This is a genomic window from Pseudomonas sp. B21-036, from assembly GCF_024748925.1.
Lineage (GTDB): Bacteria > Pseudomonadota > Gammaproteobacteria > Pseudomonadales > Pseudomonadaceae > Aquipseudomonas > Aquipseudomonas palmensis.
Genome location: NZ_CP087178.1, coordinates 4,235,882 through 4,255,562 on the forward strand (window position 1 = coordinate 4,235,882; position 19,681 = coordinate 4,255,562).

Here is a 19,681-nt window from a genome sequence, read left to right on the forward strand (position 1 = left end):
AAAATCAAAGGCTTGCGCGGCATATGGGGCAGGCATGGGTCAATCCTCCAGCAGTTCCTCTGCACTCAGGCGAAACAGCTCCACGGTGTTGATGCTCGCCCCTTCGAGCGAGCCTTCCTTATCCAGTACCTGGTTGGCCGCGTTCATCTCCGAACTGCGCCCGGCAACGCGCTGGAAGGTGCTGCGCGGTAGTGCGGCGCTACAGCCATTCTCGAAGGTGTTGTAGGCCAGGGTCAGCGCCGCGGTGAAGTAGTGCTGATTGGCGACCGGGATCCGCACCGCATTGTCGTCCTGGTCATAGGCCGTGAAATGACTGGGCAGCGCCTTGAGCCCCAGACGCTTGAGCACCACCCAGGAAAACGCCGAGGGTACGAACATCGTGAGCTTCTCGGCCGCGTGCCGCGAGTAGCCCTGCTGCTGCAGGGCCGCTGCCACCTCATCCTCGTCGAGGTCGTCGGCCAGCAGCGGCAATGCATCCATCACGCCTGCCAATGCACAGGCGTGGTCGGTTTCATGTTCCATCACTCAGGGTGTCCTTCAAAGGTCCGGGTCGATTTCACCAGCATACATGTCCGACTCTTTATAGAGGTCGTGCATGTGCCGCAGCAACACCATGATCACCGCCGCCACCGGCAGCGCCAGCAGTACCCCGGTGAACCCGAACAGCTCGCCGCCGGCCAGGATCGCGAAGATCACCGCCACCGGGTGCAGACCGATGCGGTCGCCCACCAGCAACGGCGTGAGCACCATGCCTTCAAGCGCCTGGCCCACCATGAACACCGCGACGATGCCCAGCATCGGGTACAGGTCGCCGCCGAACTGGAACATGCCGGCGATCAATGCCGCGCCGATGCCGATGATGAAACCCATGTACGGCACGATGGCCGCAAGCCCGGCCATGATACCGATCAGCAGGCCCAGTTCGAGGCCCACCAGCATCAACCCGGCGGCGTAGATCACCCCCAGCGCCAGCATCACCAGCAACTGCCCGCGCACGAACGCACCGAGCACCTCGTGGCATTCCAGGGCCAGCGACACCACCTGCTCTTCGCGCTGGCGCGGCAACAGGCGGCGCAGCTTGGCCATCATCAGGTCCCAGTCGCGCAGCAGGTAGAAGCCCACCACCGGGATCAGCACCATGTTGGCCAACCAGCCGATCAGCGCCAGCCCGGACGCGGTAGCCTGGCTGAGCACGATGCCGACGATGTCGGTGGTCTGGCCCATGTGCTCGCTGATCGCCGACTTGATCTTGTCGAACTTCCAGAAGCCATCGGCCAGCCCCAGGCGCGTCTGCACCCACGGCAGCGCCACGTGCTGCAACCAGTCGAGCATCTGTGGTGCCAGCTCGTACAGGCGCACCAACTGCTTGGCCAGCATCGGGATCAGCACCAGCAGCATCGCCATGAACACCAGGGTGAACAGGGCGAACACCACCACCACGCCCCAGGTGCGTGACAGCCCGGCGCGCTCCAGCCGGTCCACCAGCGGGTCGGCCAGGTACGCCAGGCCGATACCTATAAGGAAGGGCGAGAGGATCCCGTGCAAGAAGTACAGCAGCGTGCCGATTACCAGCACCCCCAACACCCATACCCAACGGCGTGTATCCATCATTCAGTCACGCTCCCTGCCAACGAAACCGCAAACCGGTGAACGGTGCGGGCGCAGCCACCTGGGCCTCGCCTGGGGCTGCGGGTGCGACCGGCGCTGGGGCGGCGGCCTCTGCCGGCACCTCCTGCAGCCTGGCCAGGCCCAGTTGCGCACGCACCTGTTCGGGGGTGCCGCTGACGGTGTAGGTCAGGGTATCGCCGTCCACATAGGTCAGGCGCCCGCCCAGCGGCTCAAGGGTCTGCAAAAGCTGCGCATAGCGCTCCAGGGTCATGCCCTGCACCTGTATCTGGTTTTCGCCACCGGTGCCCGGCCGCGCGACAAAGCGCGGCGCCAGGCGCGTGCTGACGGCCAGCATCACCGCGTCGGCCAGGGCGGCCTGATCGGCGCCTTCGACCTTGCCCTGCTCACGCTGGTCGCCCAGCCACAGGCGCCAGGTGCCCTGCCATTTGCCCTCGCCCTCGGTGGCATGCACCGCCAGCAACGCATCGGCCGCGTAGCGCTCGGAGGCCTCGCGCAGGGGCGCGGGGTCGGTGCCTTCGAGGTTCTTGGCAGTGGCCACCAGTTGCTCGTTCAGGTCGCCCATGGGCAGGCGCAGCGGCAAGCCACGGTGTTGCGCGGCGCGGCGCAGCGGTTCGGCGCTGCTCTGGCCATCGCCCACCAGGCTCGAACCGCCCACGCTGTCGTTCAACCACCAGCCGAGGATGGCCGGCCGGTTGCTGCCCCACAGGGCCAGCCCGGCCTGGCGCAAAGCCCGGTCGGTGCTGCCGGGGTCGAAATCCACCAGCACGGTTTCAGGCGGGCCGGCCTCGAAACCGAACTGGCTGATGATTTGCTGCGGGTCCTTGCGTAGCCCTGCCAGGCCCGCACTCTGCGGCGCCTTGGGGTCGCCCGTGAGGCGCACCACCAGGGTACTCAGGGCATTCTGGGTGGCCTGGGCGCGGGCTTCGGTGCCCTCGCCGCTGACCGGCTCGCGCACCTGATAAAGGCCAGTGAGGGTTTCGGCCTGAACGCTCAGGCCAAACAGGGCAAGGCAGCCAACGGCCAGGTATGAACGCAAACGCATGGAGGATTCCTGTCCAGGTAAATAGAAAGCGCGGTCAGTGAAAAGTGAAGCTCTGACCACCCCCGCGGGTAAAACATTCAGCCCTGCGGTCAAATTTCATTACCTATACCTTATACAGCCCATGGCGCGGCAACCAGCGGCCATACCGAATCAATGTTTTTATGTCGAATGAGGCCCTGCCCGTCGGCCTGAGGATGGCCGCTACCGGGTAACCCTGATAAAATCGCGCGCCTTCGCAGACCGGCGACGCTCAGGCAGCAGGAAAACCCTCGCAATGCCTGGCAGGTGCCGGTCGATTCCCCCGAATCCCTCCCCCTAAAGGCCTGGATCATGAGCAAGCAACCCTCCCTGAGCTACAAGGACGCCGGTGTAGACATCGACGCCGGTGAAGCATTGGTCGAACGCATCAAAGGCGTCGCCAAGCGCACGGCGCGCCCGGAAGTCATGGGCGGCCTGGGGGGCTTCGGCGCCCTCTGCGAAATTCCGGCCGGCTACAAGCAGCCGGTGCTGGTTTCGGGCACCGACGGCGTGGGCACCAAGCTGCGCCTGGCACTGAACCTGAACAAGCACGACACCATCGGCCAGGACCTGGTCGCCATGTGCGTCAACGACCTGGTGGTGTGCGGCGCCGAGCCGCTGTTCTTCCTCGACTACTACGCCACCGGCAAGCTCAACGTCGACACCGCGGCTGACGTGGTCACCGGCATCGGCGCCGGCTGCGAACTGGCAGGCTGCTCGCTGGTAGGCGGCGAAACCGCTGAAATGCCGGGCATGTACGAAGGCGAAGACTACGACCTGGCCGGCTTCTGCGTCGGCGTGGTGGAAAAGGCCGAGATCATCGACGGCTCCAAGGTGGCTGCCGGTGACGCCCTGATCGCCCTGCCATCGTCGGGCCCGCACTCCAACGGTTACTCGCTGATCCGCAAGATCATCGAAGTGGCCGGCGCCGACATCCAGAACGTCCAGCTCGACGGCAAGCCGCTGACCGAACTGCTGATGGCCCCGACCCGCATCTACGTCAAGCCGCTGCTCAAGCTGATCAAGGACACCGGCGCGGTCAAGGCCATGGCCCACATCACCGGTGGCGGCCTGCTCGACAACATCCCGCGCGTGCTGCCAAAAGGCGCCCAGGCCGTGGTCGACGTGGCCAGCTGGCAGCGCCCGGCGGTATTCGACTGGCTGCAGCAGCAGGGCAACGTCGACGAGACCGAAATGCACCGCGTACTCAACTGCGGCGTGGGCATGGTGATCTGCGTGGGTCAGGATCAGGTCGACAACGCCCTGAACGTGTTGCGCGAAGCCGGCGAGCAGCCTTGGGTGATCGGCCAGATCGCCACCGCCGCCGAAGGCGCCGCCCAGGTCGAGCTGAAGAACCTCAAGGCGCACTGATGCCGAGCACGTCTTGTGATGTAGTGGTGCTGCTGTCCGGCACCGGCAGCAACCTGCAGGCCCTGATCGACAGTACCCGCACCGGCGACAGCCCGGTGCGGATCCGCGCGGTGATCTCCAACCGCGCCGATGCCTACGGCCTGCAGCGCGCCCGCGATGCGGGCATCGACACCGCCGTGCTCGACCACAAGGCCTTCGACGGCCGCGAGGCCTTCGACGCGGCGCTGGTCGAGCTGATCGACGGCTTTGCCCCGCAGCTGGTGGTGCTGGCCGGCTTCATGCGTATCCTCAGTGCCGGTTTCGTGCGCCATTACCACGGCCGCCTGCTCAATATCCACCCTTCCCTGCTGCCCAAGTACAAGGGCCTGCATACCCACCAGCGGGCGCTGGAAGCCGGGGATGCCGAGCATGGCTGCAGTGTGCACTTCGTCACCGAGGAACTCGATGGCGGGCCACTGGTCGTACAGGCTGTGATACCGGTAGTCTCGGATGACACGCCGGCGCAACTGGCCCAGAGGGTTCACAGCCAGGAACACCTGATTTATCCGCTGGCGGTGCGCTGGTTCGCCGAAGGCCGTTTGCGCCTTGGCGAGCACGGTGCTCTACTGGATGGCCAGCCCTTGGCGGCCAGCGGCCACTTGATTCGACCCTAGGAGATTTTATGCGTCGTGCCCTGCTCTTCGCACTTGCCGTGCTTGCACTGCCGCTTCAGGCAGCCGATCTGAAGCCTTTTTCGGCCAGCTACACCGCCGACTGGAAGCAACTGCCCATGAGCGGCACCGCCGAGCGCAGCCTGGCCAAGAACGCCAACGGGACCTGGAGCCTCAACTTCAAGGCCTCGATGATGATTGCCAGCCTGACCGAGCAAAGTACCCTGCGCCTGGACAAGGACACCCTGCTGCCGCAGACCTACCACTTCGAACGTGGCGGCCTGGGCAAGGCCAAGAAGGTCGACCTGGACTTCGACTGGTCGAGCAAGAAGATCACCGGCTCCGACCGTGGCGATGCGGTCAACCTGCCGCTCAACCGCGGCGTGCTGGACAAGTCGTCCTACCAGCTGGCCCTGCAGCATGACGTGGCAGCCGGCAAGAAGAGCATGACCTACCAGGTGGTGGATGGCGACGAGATCGACACCTACGACTTCCGCGTGCTGGGTACCGAGAAGGTCAGCACCAAGACCGGCCAGGTCGATGCGATCAAGGTCGAGCGCGTGCGCGACCCGAGCCAGAGCAAGCGCGTCACCGAGCTGTGGTTCGCCAAGGACTGGGACTACCTGCTGGTGCAACTGCGCCAGGTCGAGACCGACGGCAAGGAGTACGTGATCGTGCTGCAGGACGGCACGGTCGACGGCAAGTCGGTCAAGGGCAGCTGACAGGCCGCTAGCGTGCATTACCCGAAACCCCGCCTTGTGCGGGGTTTTGTTTTTGTGGCGTGGCCCTCCCTGCAGACACCAGCCTTGCTGGCGAAGGAGTCGCCTCGACCGTGCGGCATGAAAGATGTTTCATGCGCCAAGCATTTACTTAGGCTGCTAACAAATTCTATAAAAGAGACCTGCGACACGGTGCCGCAGTTAACTGGATTTGGAGTTAGCAGATGACTGTCAAAGTAACTGAGCGCGATGAATCGAAACTGTCCCACGAAGGCCTGGCCGCAGGCGTGCGTATCTGGGATGTGCATCAGCAGGACCAACTGGTCGGCATGTTCCACAACGAACAGGAAGCCCACAGCTACCGGATCGAACTGGAGTACCTCGAAGCCAAGCGCCAACCCCAGTAATTCCCCGTCTTCAGAAACAGCAAACCCCGCCGAGGCGGGGTTTGTCGTGTCTAGCCCAGCAGGCTTACCACATCAGGTCATCCGGGATGACGTAGGCGGCGTACGGGTCGTCCGCATCCGGCGCTTCGACCTGGGTGTTGAGCAGCACGATGCGCTGCGGGTCGCGCTCCTGGATCTTCAGCGCGGCCTCGCGCGGGATCACCTCGTAGCCACCGCCATGCTGCACGATCGCCAGCGAGCCGCTGCTCAGCTTGCTGCGCATCAACGCGTTGACCGACAGGCGCTTGACCTTCTTGTCGTCGACGAAGTTGTAGTAGTCCTCGGTGGTCAGCTTGGGCAGGCGCGACACCTCGATCAACTGCTTGACCTGGGCGGCACGGGCCTTCTGCTCGGCCTTTTCCTGCTGCTGGCGGTTGAGCTCCTGGTCACGCTTGGCCTTCTCGGCCATGGCTTCCTTGGCCAGGCGCTGCTGGGTGTCGTCGACTTCGACCTGGCCTTTGTGCTCCAGGCGTTTCTGTTTCTTCTGTTCTTTGCTGACCTGCTTGACCTGCTTCTGGTTGACCAGGCCGGCTTTGAGCAGTTGGTCACGAAGGGAAAGGCTCATCGGTGTTCACTCACTTATGCAACAGCTCAGCCGCAGCTGGGCAGGTTCTTTTCCTGACGTTTGGCTTCGCCCCAGAGCGCGTCCAAGTCTTCGAGGGTGCAATCTTCAATCGGGCGCCCCATGTCGCGCAATGCCTGTTCGATAAAACGGAAACGTCGTTCGAACTTGCGATTGGCGCCACGCAGGGCGTTTTCCGGGTCCAGCTTGAGGTGGCGGGCCAGGTTGACGGTGGCGAACAGCAAATCGCCCACCTCGTCGGCCAGCGCCGCCGGGTCGTTGTCGGCCATGGCCTGGAGTACTTCGTCGAGCTCCTCGCGCACCTTGTCCAGCACCGGCAACGGGTCGTCCCAGTCGAATCCGACCTGGGCCGCACGCTTTTGCAGTTTGGCCGCACGCGACAGGGCCGGCAAGGCCGCCGGCACGTCGTCGAGCAGCGACAGTTGTTCGGGCTCGCCCTTTTCGGCGCGCTCCTGGGCCTTGATCTCTTCCCAGCGCTGCTTGACCTGTTCTTCATCGAGCCGTGGCAGGTCCAGCGGCGCATGGAGCTCGCCGGTGGGGAACACGTGCGGGTGGCGACGGATCAGCTTGCGGGTGATGCTGTCGATCACCCCGGCGAATTCGAAACGGCCCTCTTCACGGGCCAGCTGGGCGTAATACACCACCTGGAACAGCAGGTCGCCCAGTTCGCCCTGCAAGTGTTCGAAGTCGCTGCGCTCGATGGCGTCGGCCACCTCGTAGGCTTCTTCGAGGGTGTGCGGGATGATCGTGGCGTAGGTCTGCCTGAGGTCCCACGGGCAGCCGTACTGCGGGTCGCGCAGGCGGGCCATGAGGTGGAGCAGGTCGTCTAGGGTGTACATCGTGTGCTCTCTGTTCGGCAGGTCTGGCCTCATCGCGGGTCAAGCCCGCTCCCACAAGGATCCTGCAGGAGCGGGCCTGCCCGCAATGGCGCCCTCAAGGCGTACGGTTGCGCCGCGTCTCGATGATGTTGGGCAACTGCGAAATGCGCCCCAGCAAGCGCCCCAGGGCGTCCAGGCCCGGGATCTCGATGGTCAGCGACATCAGCGCGGTGTTGTCCTCCTTGTTCGAACGGGTATTCACCGCCAGCACGTTGATGCGCTCGTTGAGCAGCACCTGCGACACGTCACGCAGCAGGCCCGGGCGGTCATACGCACGCACGATGATGTCCACCGGGTAGGTCTGCACCGGCACCGGGCCCCAGCTGACCTGGATGATGCGCTCCGGCTCGCGACCGGCCAGTTGCAGCACCGAGGCGCAGTCCTGGCGGTGAATGGTCACCCCACGGCCCACGGTGATGTAGCCGACGATGGCATCGCCCGGCAGCGGCTGGCAGCACCCGGCCATCTGCGTCAGCAGGTTGCCAACGCCCTGGATCTGGATATCCCCGCGCTTGCCCGGCTTGTAGCCGGTGGCCTTGCGCGGCACCAGCTCGATGTGGTCGATGCGGTCCGGCTCCACCAGTTGCTGCGCGGCGTTGACCAGGTGCGCCAGGCGCAGGTCGCCGGCGCCCAGCGAGGCGAACATGTCTTCGGCAGTCTTGAGGTTGGCCTTTTCGGCCAGGCGCTCGAAGTCCACCTGCGGCAGGCCCAGACGGTTGAGTTCGCGCTCGAGCAGTGTCTTGCCGGCGGCGACGTTCTGGTCGCGGGCCTGCAGCTTGAACCAGTGCACGATCTTGGCCCGCGCCCGCGAGGTGGTGACGTAGCCCAGGTTCGAGTTCAGCCAGTCGCGGCTCGGGTTGCCGTGCTTGCTGGTGATGATCTCCACCTGCTCGCCGGTCTGCAGGCTGTAGTTGAGCGGCACGATGCGCCCGTTGATCTTGGCGCCCCGGCAGTTGTGGCCGATCTCGGTGTGCACGCGGTAGGCGAAGTCCAGCGGCGTGGCGCCCTTGGGCAGGTCGATGGCGTGGCCGTCGGGGGTGAACACGTACACCCGGTCCGGCTCGATATCCACGCGCAGCTGTTCGGCCAGGCCGCCGATGTCCCCCAGTTCCTCGTGCCACTCCAGCACCTGGCGCAGCCACGATATCTTCTCTTCGTAGTGGTTGGAGCTGGGCTTGACGTCGGTGCCCTTGTAGCGCCAGTGCGCGCAAACGCCCAGTTCGGCCTCCTCGTGCATGGCATGGGTGCGGATCTGCACCTCCAGCACCTTGCCCTCGGGGCCGATCACCGCGGTGTGCAGCGAGCGGTAGCCGTTCTCCTTGGGGTTGGCGATGTAGTCGTCGAACTCCTTGGGGATGTGCCGCCACAGGGTATGCACGATGCCCAGCGCGGTGTAGCAGTCGCGCATCTCGGGCACCAGCACGCGCACGGCGCGCACGTCGTAGATCTGGCTGAACTCCAGGCCCTTGCGCTGCATCTTGCGCCAGATCGAATAGATATGTTTGGCCCGGCCGCTGATGTCGGCCTTGACGCCCGTGGCCAGCAGCTCGTTCTGCAGCTGGTTCATCACGTCGCTGATGAAGCGCTCGCGGTCGAGCCGGCGCTCGTGCAGCAGCTTGGCGATCTGTTTGTACTGGTCGGGTTCCAGGTAACGGAACGAGAGGTCTTCGAGCTCCCACTTGATGTGGCCGATGCCCAGGCGGTGGGCCAGCGGCGCGTAGATGTCGAACACCTCGCGGGCCACGCGGTTGCGCTTCTCGTCGTCGGCGCCCTTCACCGCACGAATGGCGCAGGTTCGTTCGGCCAGCTTGATCAGCGCCACGCGCACGTCGTCGACCATCGCCACGAGCATCTTGCGCAGGTTCTCGACCTGCGCCTGCGAGCCCAGCACCAGCGAATGGCGCGGGCTGAGGCTGGCACTGATGGCCGCCATGCGCAGCACGCCGTCGATCAGCTTGGACACCACCGGGCCGAAACGCTGGCCCACCTCGGCCAGGGTCACCTTGCCTTCACGCACCGCACGGTAGATGACCGCCGCCACGAGGGAGTCCTGGTCGAGCTTGAGGTCGGCGAGAATCTCGGCGATCTCCAGGCCCGCCTGGAAGCTCGAGGTACCGTCGGCCCAGGAATGCTTGGCCGGGTTACCTTTTTTCTCTATGTCCTGAGCGAACTCGCAGGCCGCCTTGAGGGCTTCCCGGTCCAGCGCCAGGTCGACGCTGACCACATGATCCAGCCATGCTTCGAGATTGATACTGCCGTCGGTGTTGACCGGCTGGTGCACTCTCACCTGTACCATCTTTGTTTACCTTTCCCTACAGCGCATGCTCATGCGCTTGAAAACACGGGTGTCGCCCCTGCCAGATCGAAGGGGCTACACCGGGCGGGCCAGCGTCGCTAACCCACCTCGAATAACGCCATGGCCTCGACATGCGCAGTCTGCGGAAACATGTCGAGGATCCCGGCACATTTTAACCGGTACCCCTGCTTGACCAGCTCGACGGTGTCGCGGGCCAGCGTCGCCGGGTTGCACGACACGTAGACCAGACGTCGGGCGCCAAGTGCGGCGATGTTGCGCACCACCTCGAAGGCACCGTCGCGCGGTGGGTCCAAGAGTACCGCACAAAAGCCTCCTGCCGCCCAGCCTGAAGTCGCCAGAGGCTGGGATAAATCGGCCTGAAAAAACTGCGTGTTATGCAGTTTGTTGCGTTGGGCATTGGCCGCGGCCCGATCGACCATGGCCTGCACCCCTTCCACCGCCACCACTTCGCGGGCCTGCCGGGCCAGCGGCAGGGCGAAGTTGCCAAGGCCGCAGAACAGGTCCAGCACACGCTCGTCGGCCTGTGGCGCAAGCCATGCCAGGGCCTGCTCGATCATCGCGGTGTTGACCTGGGCATTGACCTGCACGAAGTCACCTGGCCTGTAGGCCAATTCCAGATTCCACGGTTCCAGGGTAAACCCTAGCGTGTCCGCTGGATTGGCCGGGGCCGGTTGCCCCTCACCTTGTAACCAGAGTTGTACACCCGCCTCGCTGCAGAACGCCTGCAAACGTGCCAGGTCGGCCTCGACCAGTGGCGCGGTATGGCGCAGCAGCAGTGCCAGGGCGGTACCGCTGAACAGCTCCACGTGCCCCACCACCTGTGGCTTGCTCAGGCTCTGCAACAGCAGCGGCAGGTGACGCAGTATCGACTGCAAGGGTTGTACCAGCACCGGGCAGTCGTCGATGGCGACGATGTCCTGGCTGGCTTCGGCGCGAAAGCCCACGTCGAGCTTCCGGGCCTTGGCGTCCCAGCGCACCGCAACGCGGGCGCGCCGGCGGTAACCGAATTCGGGGCCGGACAACGGCGCGGCCCACTGCTCGGGCACCACGCCGGCGACCCGCTGCAACTGCTCGGCCAGCAGGCGCTGCTTGAGTTCGAGCTGAGCGGCATGGGGCAGGTGCTGCAGGTTGCAGCCGCCACAGCGATCGAAGTGCTTGCACGGCGCCGGGCGCCGCGCCTCGCTGGCGCTGAACACACGCTCCAGGCGTGCCTCGACCACCTTGCCGTGGGCATTGAGCACCCGTGCCTCGACCTCTTCACCGGCCAGGGCGCCGCTGACGAACCAGGTGCGCCCTTCGAAGAAGGCGATGCCGCGGCCGTCACCGGCCAGGCGCTCGATGCTCAGGCGCTGCTTCTTGCCCGTTGGCACCTGGGGCGCACGGGTACCACCGGTCGGCTGGAAGCGCAGACCGCCATTGCGTTTGGCCTTGGACATCAGTTGGCCGCGTCGAAGATGCCGGTCGACAGGTAACGGTCGCCACGGTCACAGATGATCGCCACCATTACCGCGTTTTCCAGCTCGCGCGACAGGCGCAGCATGGCCGCCACCGCACCACCGGAGGACACGCCACAGAAAATGCCCTCTTCGCGGGCCAGCCGGCGGGTGGTTTCTTCGGCTTCGCTCTGGGCCATGTCGACCACACGGTCGACGCGGCTGGCGTCGAAGATCTTCGGCAGGTACTCGTGGGGCCAGCGACGGATCCCGGGGATCGCCGAGCCTTCCATCGGTTGCAGGCCGACGATCTGCACGTTGGGGTTCTGCTCCTTGAGGTAGCGCGAGCAGCCCATGATGGTGCCCGTGGTGCCCATGGAGCTGACGAAATGGGTGATGCTGCCGCCGGTCTGCTGCCAGATTTCCGGGCCGGTGCTGACGTAGTGGGCTTCGGGGTTGTCACCGTTGCCGAACTGGTCGAGCACCTGGCCACGGCCTTCGGCCTGCAGGCGCTCGGCGAGGTCGCGGGCGCCCTCCATGCCTTCTTCCTTGCTGACCAGGATCAGCTCGGCGCCATAGGCGGTCATGGCGGCCTTGCGTTCGGCGCTGGAGTTGTCGGGCATGATCAGGATCATCTTGTAGCCCTTGATCGCCGCTGCCATCGCCAGGGCGATACCGGTGTTGCCGGAGGTCGCCTCGATCAGCGTGGCGCCTGGCTTGATCTGCCCGCGCAGTTCGGCACGGGTGATCATCGACAACGCCGGCCGGTCCTTGACCGAGCCTGCCGGATTGTTGCCTTCGAGCTTGAGCAGGAGGGTATTGCTGGTCTCGCCGGCCATGCGCTGCAGGCGAACCAGGGGCGTGTTGCCGACGCAATCGGCGATGGTAGGGTACTGCAAGGTCATGGCGTATTTCGCAATCCAGACTGCGGGGGCGCCTATCATACCGGCAAACGGCTTTGGCCCATATCACGCAATGGTTGAGGGTTATAGCCGAGGGATATAAGCAGCCCGCGCGCAGCAACTTGAAACGGTGGTGGTGCATTGGCCGGCAAGGCCGGCGCCTACAGCCGAAGCGGTGCTAGATCACCGCCGGCAGCTGCATGTTCACCCGCAAGCCCTTGGCGTTGTTCTGCGCCCACAGCTGCCCGCTCTGACGCTGCAGGGCATTGCGCGCAATGCTCAGGCCCAGGCCGAAGCCGCCGTTCCCCGGCCGCGAGTCGTCCAGGCGGGTGAACGGCGCAAAGATGTGTTCCAGCTGCGCCTCGTCCACGCCTCCGCCTTCGTCCTCCAGCCACAGCAGCCACTGGCCCCCCTGGCGGCTTCCCGCCAGGCGTATCACCCCGCCCGGCGGCGAGTGGCGAATGGCATTGCGCAGAATGTTCTCCAACGCCTGGGCCAGGCTGTTGAGGTTGCCCTGCACCCAGCAGTCGGCCCCCAGCGTGCACACCAGTTGCTCCCGCGGCCAGCCACTTTCGAAGCAGGCATCCTCCGCCAGCATCTCCCACAACGCCTGCACCTGGATCGGTTCGCTGACCAACTGCGTGCGCTCGGCGTCCAGCCAGGCCAGTTGCAGGGCGTCTTCCACCAGGCGCTGCATGTTGTCCACTTCCCGGCCGAGGCGTTCGCGCAGCGCCTCCAGGTCGGTCTCGCCCTCGCTGGCCACCCGCAGGCGGCTCAGCGGCGTGCGCATTTCATGGGACAGGTCGCGCAGCAACTGCTGCTGCAGGGCCACCGTGCCCTGCAGGCGCTCGGCCATGTCGTCGAAGGCGCGCCCCAGCTCGCCGAACTCGTCCTTGCGGCTGGTGGTGTCGCTGGCCACCCGCGCGGTGAGCCGGTCGGCGCGCCAGGCATTGGCCTGCTCGCGCAACTGGCTCAGCGGGCGAATCAGCATGCGATACAGGCCCACGCAGAACACCAGGGTCAGCAAGCCGGGGATCAGGCCGTTGGTGACCATTCGCCAGAACAGCATGTTCAGGCGCCCCGGCATCAGCCGCTGCGGCAGTTCGATCACCAGGCTGCCCAGGCTGGAGTCGTCCGGGAACGGCACGAGCATCCATGGCGAGCGCGCCGAATGCCGGCTTACCGGCCAGTCGGTGCCGCGCAGAAACGTCAGGCGCTGGCTCTGGGCGTCGGTCAGCGGCACGCTGCCCAGCGATTGCAGGTCGCTGCCGATCACGCCCACGAAACCGCGCTCGCGCTCGTGCATCTGCGTCAGCCACGCATCCACGCCGGCCTGCCCGCCGCGGCGCACGGCGTTTTCGGCCTCGCGGGCGTAGTCTTCCAGGGTGGCGCGCGCCTTGGGCGACAGGTAGGCGTTGCGGATCTCCATGTGCCGGCCCCACTGCCAGCTCAGGGCAATCATCAGCAGGCAGAACACCACCAGCAGCAAGGCCAGCTTCCAGAACAGGGAATGACGGCTGAGCACCTACAGGTCCTCGCTGGCGCTGAGCACATAGCCCTTGCCCCACACCGTGCGCACCTGGCGCTCCAGGTAACCGATGGCCTTGAGCTTGCGGCGGATCTGGCTCACGTGCATGTCCAGGCTGCGGTCATGCCGGGCATAGCCGCGCTGCAATACGTGCTGATAAAGGAATGCCTTGCTCAACACCTCTTCATGGCTGCGGTGCAGGGTGTCGAGCAGGCGGTACTCGCTTAAGGTCAGGCCGGCCCGCTGCTGCCCGTGGAGCACATCGCAGGCCAGTTCATCGAACACCAGTTCGCCCGCGGGCGTGCCCTCCCCCGGCTGGTGCCGGCGCTCCAGCGCCACCCGCCGCAGGATCGCCTCGATGCGCACGCGCAGCTCGACCATGCTGAACGGTTTGGGCAGGTAGTCGTCGGCGCCGCGCTGGAAGCCGGTGATGCGATCGCCTTCGGCGCCCAGCGCCGACATCAGGATCACCGGTATCGAGCTCTTCTCGCGCAGCCGCGCCAGGGCATCCAGCCCGTTCAGGCCGGGCAGCAGGATATCCATCAGCACCACATCGAAGCTGCGCTGGCGAGCCATCTGCAGCCCTTCGCGGCCATCGCGGCACCAGGTCACCAGAAACCCGCTGCGCTCGAGCTGCTCGTGCAGGTGGGCACCCAGGACCGGATCATCCTCGATGGCAAGTATGTTTGAGGCGTTAATGGCGACGGGATTCATTGGCGGGTGCTAGCAATTCTCAATCGCTCGATTATTGAGCATTCCCCCCATGCAAGCAACACGCGCCGACAAAAGCACCTGCGCCTCCTACAATCGACAAAAACAGATACAAATGAGTGCATTAGATACACAGTCGCGGTAATTTTCAGAGTTGGGTCGTCGGAACATGCCGACGAAGGTCCTACAGCGCTAACCGAGCACAGGAGAGTGGGCGTGCTGAATCGATTGGGAATCAGAAGCCGCGTACTGCTGCTCGCCCTGCTCCCGGCCAGCATGATGGCGCTGGTGCTGGGTGGTTACTTCACCTGGTTGCAGCAAAGCGAACTGCAGGCCCAGCTGCTGCAACGCGGTCGCATGATCGCCGAGCAACTGGCGCCCCTGGTGGCCCCGGTGCTGGCCCGCAACGATTCGGCGCAGCTCGAGCGCATCGCCGCCGAGGCGCTGGAGCAGGCCGACGTGCGCGCCGTGTCGTTTCTGCACCCCGACCGCAGCCACCTGGCCCACGCCGGCCCGAGCATGCTCAACCAGCAGCCCAGCGGTGGCGGCACCCAGTTGCTGCAACGCAGCGGCAACGATGCCACGCGCTACCTGTTGCCGGTGTTCGGCCGCCATCGCGAGCTGGCCGGCGAACGGGTTCCCGGTGAAGCCGACCGCCTGCTGGGCTGGGTCGAGATCGAGCTGTCCCACGATGGCACGCTGCTGCGCGGCTACCGCAGCCTGTTCGCCAGCCTGCTGCTGATTCTGGTGGGCCTGGGCGCGACCGCCCTGCTGGCGCTGCGCATGAGCCGCACCATCAACGGCCCCATCGGGCAGATCAAGTTCGCGGTCAACCAGCTCAAGGACGGCAACCTCGAACAGCGCCTGCCGAGCCTGGGCAGCCATGAGCTGGATGAACTGGCCAATGGCATCAACCGCATGGCCGAAACCCTGCACAACGCCCATGAAGAGCTGCAGCACAGCATCGACCAGGCCACCGAGGACGTGCGCCAGAACCTTGAGACCATCGAGATCCAGAACATCGAGCTGGACATGGCGCGCAAGGAAGCCCTGGAAGCCAGCCGCATCAAGTCCGAATTCCTGGCCAACATGAGCCACGAGATCCGCACGCCGCTCAACGGCATCCTGGGCTTTACCCACCTGCTGCAGAAAAGCGAACTGACCCCGCGCCAGCTCGACTACCTGGGTACCATCGAAAAATCCGCCGACAGCCTGCTGGGAATCATCAACGAGATCCTCGACTTCTCCAAGATCGAGGCCGGCAAACTGGTGCTCGACAGCATCCCGTTCAACCTGCGCGACCTGATCCAGGACACCCTGACCATCCTCGCCCCGGCGGCCCACGCCAAGCAGCTCGAACTGGTCAGCCTGGTGTACCGCGACACCCCGCTGTCGCTGGTGGGCGACCCGCTGCGGCTCAAGCAGATCCTCACCAACCTGGTGAGCAATGCGATCAAGTTCACCCGCGAAGGCACCATCGTTGCCCGCGCCATGCTCGATGACGAAACCGAAGACAGCGTGCAATTGCGCATCTGCGTGCAGGACACCGGCATCGGCCTGTCCAGCCAGGATGTGCGTGCCCTGTTCCAGGCCTTCAGTCAGGCCGACAACTCGCTGTCGCGCCAGCCCGGCGGCACCGGCCTGGGGCTGGTGATCTCCAAGCGCCTGATCGAACAGATGGGCGGCGAGATCGGCGTCGACAGTACCCCGGGCGAGGGTTCGCAGTTCTGGATCAGCCTCAACCTGCCCAAGGCCCGCGACGACGCCGAGGACCTGCCACCCCAGGCGCTGCAAGGCCGGCGCATGGCAATCGTGGACGACCACGAACTGGCCCGCCAGGCATTGGCGCACCAGATGCAGGACTGCGGCCTGGACGTGACCACCTTCACCACCAGCGAGCAGTTGCTCAAGGGTATCGAGGCCGCCTTTCTTGCCGGCCAGCCGTTCGAGCTGGCGATCATGGGGGTCAACCTGCAATCGCTGGCGCCCGAGCGCCTGGGCCAGTACATCCAGCGCCTGGAGCACTTTGCCTGTCAGGCCCTGGTGCTGTGCCCCACCACCGAACAGGCGCTGTACCACCCGCACCTGCCCAATGCCCACGGCCAGCTGCACGCCAAGCCTGCGTGTACGCGCAAGGTGCGCCGGGCCCTGCTCGAGCTGGTGCAGCCCAGGCGCACCAGCGGCGAATACAAGGTGCCCAGCGGCCAGCGCCAGCCCCGCGTGCTGTGCGTGGACGACAACCCGGCCAACCTGCTGCTGGTGCAGACCCTGCTCGAAGACCTCGGCGCCGATGTGCTGGCGGTGGACAGCGGCCATGCGGCGATCAGCGCAGTGCAGGACGAGCACTTCGACCTGGTGCTGATGGACGTACAGATGCCGGTGATGGACGGGCGCGAATGCACCGAACAGATCCGCCAGTGGGAGGCCACGCGCAGCGCCCCGGCCTTGCCGATCGTGGCCTTGACCGCGCATGCCATGGCCAACGAGAAGCGCGCCCTGCTGCACAGCGGCATGGACGACTACCTGACCAAGCCGATCAGTGAGCGCCAGCTGGCCCAGGTGGTGCTGAAGTGGACCGGCCTGCAACTGGGCAGCCCGACCAACGAGCGCGGCGCCGAACTGCCGGTCGACGGCAACGACCTGAAGGTGCTGGACCCTGAGGAAGGCCTGCGCCTGGCGGCAGGCAAGCCGGACCTGGCCGCCGACATGCTGGCCATGCTGCTGGCTTCGCTGGATGCCGACCGCGACGCGATCCGCTGCGCCCGCGAGGCCGACGACCGCCACGCCACCATCGAGCGCGTGCACCGACTCAATGGCGCCACGCGCTATTGCGGCGTACCGCAGCTGCGCGCCGCCTGCCAGCGCAGCGAAACCCTGCTCAAGCAGGACGACCCCGAGGCCCAGCGTGCCCTCGACGAACTGGACCAGGCCATCAACCGCCTGACGACCGTGGCCCGCCAGAGCGCCTGATCTCTGGCAAGGCCCGGGCCTTGCCGGTTGGTTACACTGACGGCATCCGACCCTTGGGAACCATGCCATGCAAGCCTTGCTCTTCAGCAGCCAACACTATGACCAGGACAGCTTCAGCAGCGCGCCAGGGGCCACGCAACTGGCGCTGCACTTTCAAGGCGCGCGCCTGACCGAAGACACTGCGGCACTGGCCGAAGGCTACGAGGTAGTGTGCGCGTTCATCAACGACGACCTCTCGGCGCCGGTGCTGAGCCGCCTCAAGGCCGGCGGCACGCGCCTGATCGCGCTGCGCTCGGCCGGCTACAACCATGTCGACCTGGCCGCCGCCAAGCGCCTTGGGCTGACGGTGGTGCGGGTGCCGGCCTACTCGCCGCATGCGGTGGCCGAACACGCCGTGGCACTGATTCTTGCCCTCAATCGCCGCCTGCACCGTGCCTACAACCGCACCCGCGAGGGCGATTTCAGCCTGCACGGGCTGACCGGTTTCGACCTGCACGGCAAGACCGTCGGCGTGGTCGGCACCGGCCAGATCGGCCTGGCGTTTGCGCGGATCATGGCAGGCTTCGGCTGCCAGCTGCTGGCGTACGACCCCTACCCCAACCCCGAGGTGGAGGCGCTGGGTGCACGTTACCTGGACCTGCCGGAGCTGCTGCGCGAATCGCGCATCATCAGCCTGCACTGCCCGCTCACGCCGCAGACCCGGCACCTGATCAACCCGCAGAGCCTGGCCAGCCTGCAGCCGGGCGCCATGCTGATCAATACCGGGCGCGGCGCGCTGGTCGACACACCGGCGCTGATCGACGCGCTCAAGAGCGGCCAGCTCGGCTACCTGGGGCTGGACGTGTACGAGGAGGAGGCGCAGATCTTTTTCGAGGACCGCTCCGACCTGCCGTTGCAGGACGACGTGCTGGCGCGGCTGCTGACCTTCCCCAACGTGATCGTGACCGCGCACCAGGCCTTCCTGACCCGCGAGGCACTGGCGGCGATCGCCGCCACCACGCTGGAGAACATTGCCCGCTGGGCGGCAGGCAATCCGCAGAATCTGGTCGAGGGATGATGCTAGGATACGCGCCATATTTGGAGGACCCATGGTCGAACACGATTTCCGCTACACCCTGTTCAATCCGCAACACACCCTGATCGAATGCCGCTCGCTGGTACCCGGTCGCTATCAGGTCACCGGCAACGGTGGCTCGATCCAGAAAGGCGACGTACTGCTGGTGACCCTCAAGGGCAGCAAGACCCTGTCGATGCGCCTGACGGTCGAGACCGTGCGCCACCTGATCAACCCCACCGGCCAGTGGGTGGCGGTAGCGGCGGGCCCGGTGTTCGGCGAGCTGGCGATTCATGCATGGCAGGTCAACTGCGATGGCTGCCAGGCCACCCTGGACTTCGAATTCGCCGTGGATGCCAAACTGGGCACCAAGGCGCAGAAGCCGGCGGCCGTGGCGCGCATCGCCGAATTGGGTTGGCGCACACAGGGCGACAAGCACCTGTGCCCGAAATGCCAGGAGGCTGCAAAGTGAAACCCGTGATGGTCTGTGCAGCGGTGGTCGCGACCCTGGCCGGTTGCGCAGCCGAGCCGATGAAGCTGCAACAGGAACAGAGCTACGTGCTGGAGTGGATTGGCGAACGTCCGCTGATCGACTACAGCCACCTGACCCTGACGCTGGCCGAGGATGGCCGGGCGTATGGCAATGCCGGCTGCAACCACTGGTTTGCGCCGTATACGCTGGACGGCGAGAAACTCAGCTTTGGCCCGGTGGGCAGCACGCGCAAGCAGTGCGCGCCGGCGCTGATGGAGCAGGAAAAGCGCTTTCTGAAGGCGCTGGAGACCGTGCAGCGCTGGGACATTTCGCCGATCGAGCAGGTGCGCTTCTGGCCCGAACAGGGCAAGCCGCTGCGCTTCTGGCCTGAGGAAGGCTGACAGCCCGCATCGCCTGCATCGCGGGCCAGGCCCGCCCCACAACGCTGTGGGAGCGGGCTTGACCCGCGATCGGCGCACCGCCGATCAGGCGCCCTTTAGCACCTTGATCTTCTCGGCCAGCCCCTCGGCCGTCTGCTCGCCCATCAACTGCTCACGCACCTTGCCCTTGTCGTCGATGATGTAGGTCACCGGCAGCGCCTCGCTGCGCGGCAGGTCGTAGCGCTCGGCCGGGTCGTCGGCCAGCACGGTGAAGTCGATGCCCAGCGCCTGGCTGGCCTTTTTCAGCTCATCGCCGCGCAAGCCGTCGAAATTCACCCCCAGTACGGTGATCCCCTGCGCCTGCCAGTCCTTGGCGGCTGCGTTCAGTTCGGGGATCTCGGTGCGGCACGGCCCGCACCATTCGGCCCAGTAGTTGAGCACCACCCAGCGCCCTTCGATCTGCTCGGCTTTCACCGCATTGCCGTTCTGGTCGAGGCCGTAGTCCACACCGCATCCGCCGAGCAACAGGCTCGCGGTGATGGCCAGGGCTGCTGCCAATCGCCTTGTCATGGGTCAAT

At 65.6% G+C, this 19,681-nt stretch carries 19 protein-coding genes; 8 read left to right on the forward strand and 11 right to left on the reverse strand.

Translation table 11 applies throughout. The features are described 5' to 3' along the window. Positions 1 to 39 precede the first annotated feature (39 nt). The 3 genes from LOY33_RS19130 to LOY33_RS19140 are packed head-to-tail and all read right to left on the reverse strand — an operon-like array spanning position 40 to position 2,671. The gene (locus tag LOY33_RS19130) at positions 40 to 522 is read right to left on the reverse strand and encodes a hypothetical protein (RefSeq protein ID WP_258659698.1); all 483 of its coding nucleotides are present in this window, start codon (positions 520 to 522) and stop codon (positions 40 to 42) included. Between the two features lie 15 nt (positions 523 to 537). Further along, positions 538 to 1,611 (reverse strand): AI-2E family transporter, encoded by a 1,074-nt coding sequence (locus LOY33_RS19135; RefSeq protein ID WP_043862548.1) that lies wholly within the window; start codon positions 1,609 to 1,611, stop codon positions 538 to 540. A 4-nt stretch (positions 1,612 to 1,615) separates the two neighbouring features. Continuing rightward, positions 1,616 to 2,671 (reverse strand): DUF2066 domain-containing protein, encoded by a 1,056-nt coding sequence (locus LOY33_RS19140; protein ID WP_058541003.1) that lies wholly within the window; start codon positions 2,669 to 2,671, stop codon positions 1,616 to 1,618. Positions 2,672 to 3,001: 330 nt separating this feature from the next. Between LOY33_RS19140 and purM the strand changes: the two genes are divergently transcribed. The 4 genes from purM (at position 3,002) to LOY33_RS19160 (ending at position 5,836) form a co-directional block, all read left to right on the forward strand. Continuing rightward, entirely contained in the window at positions 3,002 to 4,060 is a 1,059-nt protein-coding gene (gene purM, locus LOY33_RS19145; protein ID WP_043862550.1) for a phosphoribosylformylglycinamidine cyclo-ligase, read from the forward strand. Next, the gene (purN, locus tag LOY33_RS19150) at positions 4,060 to 4,713 is read left to right on the forward strand and encodes a phosphoribosylglycinamide formyltransferase (RefSeq protein ID WP_054914698.1); all 654 of its coding nucleotides are present in this window, start codon (positions 4,060 to 4,062) and stop codon (positions 4,711 to 4,713) included. The genes purM and purN overlap by 1 nt, the downstream gene beginning before the upstream one ends. 8 nt (positions 4,714 to 4,721) lie before the next feature. Then, on the forward strand, positions 4,722 to 5,432 hold the full coding sequence (locus LOY33_RS19155; RefSeq protein WP_043862552.1) for a DUF3108 domain-containing protein: 711 nt from the start codon (positions 4,722 to 4,724) through the stop codon (positions 5,430 to 5,432). A 221-nt stretch (positions 5,433 to 5,653) separates the two neighbouring features. Beyond that, positions 5,654 to 5,836: a hypothetical protein gene (locus tag LOY33_RS19160; RefSeq protein ID WP_043862553.1), complete on the forward strand. Its 183-nt coding sequence runs from the start codon at positions 5,654 to 5,656 to the stop codon at positions 5,834 to 5,836. Positions 5,837 to 5,900: 64 nt separating this feature from the next. Here LOY33_RS19160 and LOY33_RS19165 read toward each other — a convergent pair whose 3' ends face one another. From LOY33_RS19165 to LOY33_RS19195, 7 genes are all read right to left on the reverse strand, one after another. After that, a complete protein-coding gene (locus tag LOY33_RS19165; protein ID WP_043862554.1) occupies positions 5,901 to 6,440 on the reverse strand; it encodes a DUF2058 domain-containing protein in 540 nt (179 codons plus the stop codon). A gap of 26 nt (positions 6,441 to 6,466) precedes the next feature. Then, complete coding sequence (gene mazG, locus LOY33_RS19170) at positions 6,467 to 7,297, reverse strand: nucleoside triphosphate pyrophosphohydrolase (protein WP_043862555.1); 831 nt, start codon at positions 7,295 to 7,297, stop codon at positions 6,467 to 6,469. Positions 7,298 to 7,391: 94 nt separating this feature from the next. Further along, complete coding sequence (gene relA, locus LOY33_RS19175; RefSeq protein WP_054914700.1) at positions 7,392 to 9,632, reverse strand: GTP diphosphokinase; 2,241 nt, start codon at positions 9,630 to 9,632, stop codon at positions 7,392 to 7,394. A gap of 98 nt (positions 9,633 to 9,730) precedes the next feature. Further along, on the reverse strand, positions 9,731 to 11,089 hold the full coding sequence (rlmD, locus tag LOY33_RS19180) for a 23S rRNA (uracil(1939)-C(5))-methyltransferase RlmD (protein WP_043862557.1): 1,359 nt from the start codon (positions 11,087 to 11,089) through the stop codon (positions 9,731 to 9,733). Beyond that, the gene (gene cysM, locus LOY33_RS19185; protein ID WP_162484876.1) at positions 11,089 to 11,991 is read right to left on the reverse strand and encodes a cysteine synthase CysM; all 903 of its coding nucleotides are present in this window, start codon (positions 11,989 to 11,991) and stop codon (positions 11,089 to 11,091) included. Before cysM ends, rlmD begins: the two co-directional genes overlap by 1 nt. A 175-nt stretch (positions 11,992 to 12,166) precedes the next feature. After that, positions 12,167 to 13,450: a sensor histidine kinase gene (locus tag LOY33_RS19190; RefSeq protein WP_078479810.1), complete on the reverse strand. Its 1,284-nt coding sequence runs from the start codon at positions 13,448 to 13,450 to the stop codon at positions 12,167 to 12,169. Positions 13,451 to 13,513: 63 nt separating this feature from the next. Further along, on the reverse strand, positions 13,514 to 14,230 hold the full coding sequence (locus tag LOY33_RS19195; RefSeq protein ID WP_043862560.1) for a response regulator transcription factor: 717 nt from the start codon (positions 14,228 to 14,230) through the stop codon (positions 13,514 to 13,516). Between the two features lie 213 nt (positions 14,231 to 14,443). On the opposite strand from LOY33_RS19195, the gene LOY33_RS19200 reads away from it, so the two are divergent. From LOY33_RS19200 to LOY33_RS19215, 4 genes are all read left to right on the forward strand, one after another. Beyond that, positions 14,444 to 17,197, forward strand: coding sequence for a response regulator (locus tag LOY33_RS19200; protein ID WP_043862561.1), 2,754 nt, complete (start codon positions 14,444 to 14,446; stop codon positions 17,195 to 17,197). A gap of 67 nt (positions 17,198 to 17,264) precedes the next feature. Continuing rightward, positions 17,265 to 18,254 (forward strand): 2-hydroxyacid dehydrogenase, encoded by a 990-nt coding sequence (locus tag LOY33_RS19205; protein ID WP_043862562.1) that lies wholly within the window; start codon positions 17,265 to 17,267, stop codon positions 18,252 to 18,254. A gap of 31 nt (positions 18,255 to 18,285) precedes the next feature. Further along, a complete protein-coding gene (locus tag LOY33_RS19210; RefSeq protein WP_043862563.1) occupies positions 18,286 to 18,723 on the forward strand; it encodes a hypothetical protein in 438 nt (145 codons plus the stop codon). A gap of 8 nt (positions 18,724 to 18,731) precedes the next feature. Beyond that, complete coding sequence (locus LOY33_RS19215; RefSeq protein WP_078479811.1) at positions 18,732 to 19,124, forward strand: META domain-containing protein; 393 nt, start codon at positions 18,732 to 18,734, stop codon at positions 19,122 to 19,124. An 84-nt stretch (positions 19,125 to 19,208) separates the two neighbouring features. Here LOY33_RS19215 and LOY33_RS19220 read toward each other — a convergent pair whose 3' ends face one another. Continuing rightward, a complete protein-coding gene (locus LOY33_RS19220) occupies positions 19,209 to 19,673 on the reverse strand; it encodes a TlpA disulfide reductase family protein (protein WP_043862565.1) in 465 nt (154 codons plus the stop codon). Between the last annotated feature and the right edge of the window lie 8 nt (positions 19,674 to 19,681).